This is a genomic window from Salipiger sp. HF18, from assembly GCF_011806505.1.
GTDB classification, from domain to species: Bacteria; Pseudomonadota; Alphaproteobacteria; order Rhodobacterales; family Rhodobacteraceae; genus Salipiger; species Salipiger thiooxidans.
Window position 1 is genome coordinate 1 of record NZ_JAATOS010000277.1, and the last position, 5,506, is coordinate 5,506.

General features: G+C 61.6%; 5 protein-coding genes and 1 pseudogene. 1 reads left to right on the forward strand and 5 read right to left on the reverse strand.

Annotation, left to right across the window (positions count from 1 at the left end; all coding sequences use genetic code 11):
- Nucleotides 1-419 precede the first annotated feature (419 nt).
- From HC022_RS18330 to HC022_RS29725, 4 genes are all read right to left on the reverse strand, one after another.
- Complete coding sequence (locus tag HC022_RS18330; RefSeq protein WP_254885169.1) at nt 420-1,814, reverse strand: mechanosensitive ion channel domain-containing protein; 1,395 nt, start codon at nt 1,812-1,814, stop codon at nt 420-422.
- Nucleotides 1,815-2,184: 370 nt separating this feature from the next.
- Complete coding sequence (gene rnk, locus HC022_RS18335) at nt 2,185-2,628, reverse strand: nucleoside diphosphate kinase regulator (protein WP_008887960.1); 444 nt, start codon at nt 2,626-2,628, stop codon at nt 2,185-2,187.
- A gap of 82 nt (nt 2,629-2,710) precedes the next feature.
- Nucleotides 2,711-3,178 carry a hypothetical protein gene (locus HC022_RS18340; RefSeq protein ID WP_167453384.1) on the reverse strand — a complete coding sequence of 156 codons (468 nt, stop codon included), beginning with the start codon at nt 3,176-3,178 and terminating at the stop codon, nt 2,711-2,713.
- Nucleotides 3,179-3,784: 606 nt separating this feature from the next.
- Complete coding sequence (locus HC022_RS29725) at nt 3,785-4,096, reverse strand: DUF1127 domain-containing protein (RefSeq protein ID WP_368484696.1); 312 nt, start codon at nt 4,094-4,096, stop codon at nt 3,785-3,787.
- A 618-nt stretch (nt 4,097-4,714) separates the two neighbouring features.
- Between HC022_RS29725 and HC022_RS18350 the strand changes: the two genes are divergently transcribed.
- Nucleotides 4,715-5,173, forward strand: coding sequence for a hypothetical protein (locus HC022_RS18350; RefSeq protein ID WP_167453385.1), 459 nt, complete (start codon nt 4,715-4,717; stop codon nt 5,171-5,173).
- A 92-nt stretch (nt 5,174-5,265) separates the two neighbouring features.
- Here the strand turns inward: HC022_RS18350 and HC022_RS28810 are convergent.
- A pseudogene (locus HC022_RS28810) lies at nt 5,266-5,506 on the reverse strand (hypothetical protein); the annotation flags it as partial.

Genomic DNA, 5,506 nt, shown 5'->3' on the forward strand with positions numbered 1-5,506 from the left:
GCGCAGCAGGTCCAGTGCCGGGACGCGGCTCGCCTCGTCCTTTAGCCCCTCCGACAGATCCGTGACCTTGCTCCGGTAGTGCTCCGCCAGCTTCGGATGAAACCGCATCGCACCGCGCTCGGGGCAGGGGCCTGCAGCTTGCGGTCCAGCTCGGCCTTCTCCTCTTCCAGCGCCTGCAGCTTCTGCAGCAGCCCCGCTGTCCGAAACCCGTCGGCGATGGCGTCATAGAGGCCTGCGAGTTTGCGCTCCACCTCTTTGAGGGCCTTGCGGGTCTGCTCGTGCTTGATCCCCTCGTCGCGTCTCTGGACGTTTGCGGCTCTCGTGAACGCGGCCACGAACTCCGCGACGGCGTCTGGTTGCATGAGGCGATCCCGCAGCAGCCCGAGAGCGGCGTCTTCGAGCGTCGCGCGCTTGATCGATCACGTTGCGGAGCAGCTCTGCAGTTTGCGGGCATTGGAGCAGGCGAGGTAGTCCTTGCCCACCGCGGCAAAGCCGCCGCCGCAACAGCCGCAGGCAAGCTTGCCGGTGAGCAGGTGCTGGCTGCGCTTCTTCTCCCAGAACCGACTCTTTCGAATGCCCTGAACGGCGGGCGTGGCTTCGATCTCTTGCTGTCGCTGCTTCACCGCATCCCAGAGTGCATCGGTAACGATGCGCAGCTCGGGGACATCGTGGATCACCCAGTCCTGTTCCGGGTTGAGGCGCGACACGCGTTTGCCGGTCTCCGGGTCCTTCACGTAGCGGAGACGGTTCCAGATGAGGCGCCCGATATAGAGCTCATTGTTGATGATCCCCGTGCCGCGCTGACGGTGGCCGCGGATCGCACTGTCGCGCCAGGGCGTGCCCGCGGCCCGGAGATGCCGTCCGCATTGAGCCTCTGCGCGATCTTCTTGGGGGAATAGCCGTGCGACCTCCGTTTCATGATTGACGGGAAGCATGGCTTTCCCGTGGGGACGATTCAGCTCGATCTGCATGCGTGGGGTCGGGACTTTCGCTTGCCGCATCGCGCGGTCGATCAGAGATAGCAACTCGTCCCGGCAAACGACGTCCCGTTCGAAGCGCGACAGCCAGTACCGGACCGCATAGGAATTGCCGTCGCTTCCCAGCTCCTGGACGCGGACATCCGGTGCCGGTTCGCTCTGAATCAGGCGCGCTTCGCTCACCGCCTTCAGGATCATTTCCTTGGCGGCGTCCACGGGAACCTCATGCGCAAGCTTCAGAGACAGCTGCGCGCGATACTGTGGTTTCGGCGCGGAATAGTTGATGATGCGCCGGCGCGCGATCTGGCTATTCGGCAGGATCATGTAGGTCGAGTCCAGTGTCAGCAGCCGTTTCGTGCGCCAACCGATCTCGAACACCTTTCCTCGTGCGACCTGCTCGATATCGACCCAGTCCCCGATCCGGTAGGGTGCCTCGACGCCCAGTGCAATGCCGGAGAGCGTGTCGGCCAGGACGTTCCGGATTGCGAAACCCAGCACCGCGACTATCAAGATCGATCCCGCCAGCGCGCCAGGGAGACCTTGTTCCAGCAGGAGCGCGGCAGAGGCAACGATGGCGGCGAAGAACAGCAGAACCGCCAGGAGATCCTGAAACAGGCGCAGGTATGGGCGCTTGTTGCGTTTCCGGCGATCTGCGAACAGGCCGAACAGCCGGCTACCGAGCCAGGCCGCGGCAAGGCAGCCGACAACGCCGCCAGGCAAGCGGAGGGAGATTTCAACCCACCGCTCCACATCCTGGTCGAAGATTACCAGACCGGCGGCGACAAGAAGCAGGACCGAAGGCCAGATCAGCCGACGGAGAGGCAAGAGTAGTCTCATGTTAGCAGCCCGGTTGCTGGTGCCGCGATGGTCGACGAGACCTGCACTGGAGGCAGGTCACGGCGGCGCCGGCATGTCGCTCGACGGCAGAGCCACAACGACGACAGGAAATTCGGATAATGGGGGTATTGCCCCCGAGAATGTGCCGACAGCTGGGACAGCGATGAGCGGCTGCGCGGGGAAGCGATGCCTTGCAGGACGGGCAGGCAAGCGGAAGGTGAAGATTCATGAGACCCTCTTTCAACGGGAAGGAAAGACGCCGAAGCGGCGATTGCCGATATCCCGGAAGGAGCGTCGTGGCTTCGTCAGCGCATCAAGCGGCTCCTTCCGGGTAGAACATGGGCTTCGGCAGGGCCCCGGGAATGTCGGTTCATTGTACCTCCAGGCCTTCGGGGACATCTTGGGTCGCGACGTGGAGCACGGTCAGAACCCGCCGCTCTCCGTCCCTGGTATCCCAGTGGAGCGATGCGCCCTCTGCCAGTCCGATCAGGGCAACACCGATCGGTGTGAGGATCGAGATCCGGCCGCGTGCGATGTCGGCGTCCTCGGGAAAGACTGGCGTTACCGTCTTTTCCTGGCCATTCGACTCATCCCGATAGGTGACCGCGCGACCGATGGCCACAACGTTCTGCGGGAGTTTCGCTGCCGGAACGATACGGGCCCGCCCGATTTCGCCGAGCAGCCTGTCGGCGAGGTCCGGATTGCGCTCGATCGCGCCCTCGGCAAGTGCCTCGAGCCTGCCCAGGGAGTCAGCGCTTATGACGACCCTGGGCCGTCGGCCGGTGCCGCGAGAGGCAGAGCGTTGTTTGTTCATAGTAGTTTCCTTTCAATCTACTTGTGGTGTGAGTGAATTACGGGTGCCAAAGCCCCCGACCCGCCAGAGACGGATCAATCCATCAGGCCGCGGCTTGATCCGGCGACGGGCGCACATCCAGGACGACGACGACTTCGATCTGACCGTCGTCCCGCAGGAGCGGAACCTTCTGCAGCTTTCGCATTCCGATCAGGGTGGCTCCAAGCAATGACGCAACGAGGATATGTCCCGGGACCGGCGCGGGGTTCATGGAAAGCAGGCCGCTGCGAGCGCCTTCACCGCTGATCATGTAGGTGACATGGGATCCCGCCACGACGAGATCAGGCGAGGCCGGCTCGGGAGTTCCGCGCGAGATCCGCAGCTTGTGACGCAGCAGCCCATTCAGAAGAGGGGGATTTGGCGAATTCCTGGTTCCGCGATGGCGGAGCAGGCGTTCGATGCCGAGCCGGTCGTCGACAGTGAGGAGAAAGCCGCTCCCGACAGCGGAGCGTTCGAAGAGCGATCGAAAGTCACTGCCGGCAGGCAGGTGGGGGATCCTGGTAATGGTCATGATGTGTCTCCCGGAGCGGTGAAGCCCGCGTTCTCAGATGCAAGGATGTGAGAAAGCCCCGGGTGGTCGAAGACGCGCTTATGCGCAGACCGCCCGGGGACCCGGGCGGTTCAGAAGCAGAAACCGGAAAAGGTTCTCGTGCGTGACCATGAGAAGACCTTAGTCTTTGGGCACACCCTGTCAATCTTGCAGACCGGGCCGGTTCTGGAACGGACATGGATGCACAGATCTCGAGAAGGTGAAGACGGCGAATTGATGACGAGGTCCACGAGGCGGACTTCGACGTCAGGTGGTTACCGACGGCGCATCTCGAAGAATGAGCCACGTCGAGCTTCCTGGATCGGCCGGCGATGTGCCAGCGGGATGATGTTTGCCGATGTCGTGCGACCACCATCGTCTTCCCACCGCACCAGGCATTTGGCGCTCGGCTCAGCGACCGACCTCTCCATGTCACTTGGCCGGAAAAGCTCCGGAAACAGTTCTTCGAAATCTGCCTTGCAAACCATCATTTTGTCACTCCTTTCCAGCGCTCCATAGGGAGCCACTACACGGTGAAGGCTGCGCACCACTGAAGTCAGTGGCGCGCATTCTCGGGAATTGGCCCGGCTATGCCGTTCGGCCGCGCCACCGCGCATCAATTTGCACATCCGAAGAAACTGGACGCATGCTCAGTTCGCGATCCGTGAGACCATTGACGACGCGCGGGATATCACTTCGATCAATCCCGATGTCGCGCAGCAGGCGATCGTCCATGCCTCGAAGATTTTTGATCATCTTACGGCGTTGCCATTGGAGAAATGTGGTCCGGAGCCAACGTCGAAACGCTCCGGGCTTGCGGTTGCGCTGTCTGGCCGTTCGAGGGGGTGGGAAGTGAGGGGTTTTGGATTTGGAGACGTGGGGGTGCATGTCATGCTCCATGACGAAGAAACTGAACCGAGACGCACGCACCACGTCAGCCGGGCGACCCGCACAGGCGTGATCTTTCGGCCAGATTGGCGCGTTTGCCACTTCGACTGATCTGTAAGAGATCGAGAAGACCCCGAGGCGCGGACCGGCAAGCGGCCTGATCCCGCCCGGGGCTACCGGCGGTTCCGGGTGTTTCCCGCGGTGAGCAGGGACCTCGTATGGAGACGGGAAAAGGGCATGACTGGGAGATCGGCAATTCGCATGGGTATATCAAGCGCACGGCGTGGCCTGCGACTTTCTGGCACTGACGCCATCAGAGGCGGACGAAGCTCATGGATGATGCCCCGCCAAAGGAGATGGCTGACCACGGTCTCATTGTCGCGCAGCAGTGAGGACCAGATACTATAGTGTTGTCACTTCGCCGCACCACGGCCGTGACGGTTGACAGAATCCATTTGTTGCATAGCTTACTTGCATGGTTACGAACGAAAGCCTCTTCCGGTTTCTGCTTCTGAACCGCCTCCCTGCCCGGGCGGCGAGCGCGTAACCGCGTTCACGGCCACCCGGGGATTTCTCGAACATTTTGATAGAGACATTGGGTCTGCTGAGATCAGCCCCTGGGAGACAACCATGACCAACGCACAACATGTGCGGGTGCCGAATAGCTTTGCTTACGACACCACGCCAGAAAAACACCTCAATGGTGTAGAATTCTATCTTCGGCCTTCTGACCGCGCCGACATCGAGTGGCTGCTTTCCCGAGATGACCCCGCGGCACGGAATATGCCGCGTCTTGTAGAAGGGATCCTGCGCTACAAGATGCGGACGGCCGGGAAAGCGGCTGGCAAAGGCATCGACCAAATCGCATTGCCTATGAAACGCATCACATATGCTGAAAACAATGGCCCTGTACAAAAGGGCATTTTGACAATGAGCATAGTAGAACGGCCGGGCCGCATTCCGGTGGGGTCCTTGCTCGGCGCAACACTCTTGGGCATGTCAAGACACCAAGAAGAGCCCCTGAAGAAAGAAGACGGTCGCACCGTCATTGTCGGCATTTTGAAGATCGAAACAGTGGAACCGGTCTAACGCGTCGAGTAGCAGGCCGATCTGCGGCAAGGAATCGCGTGTGACTTGCCGTCTCGGTTAATCTGCGCCGACGTAGCGCCGCCATCGCCGTGTCAGGCAGGTTCCGGTGCGGGGAGGGCGACATCAGCAACGGTCGAGCGGTTGAGGTTCTCGATAAAGGCCATCTCGGCCACTCGAAGCCGGGTCTTCAGGCGACAGCATCCGTCGATCGTGCAGTCCCCACCGTTGGGTTGAAAGCACTCGACAAGGGCTTGGCCCGATAGTGCCCCGCGGCGTGGTGTAGGAAGCCGCGAGCGTCGCTGATCGCGAGGCTGGCGGTCATCGTCGATCTTC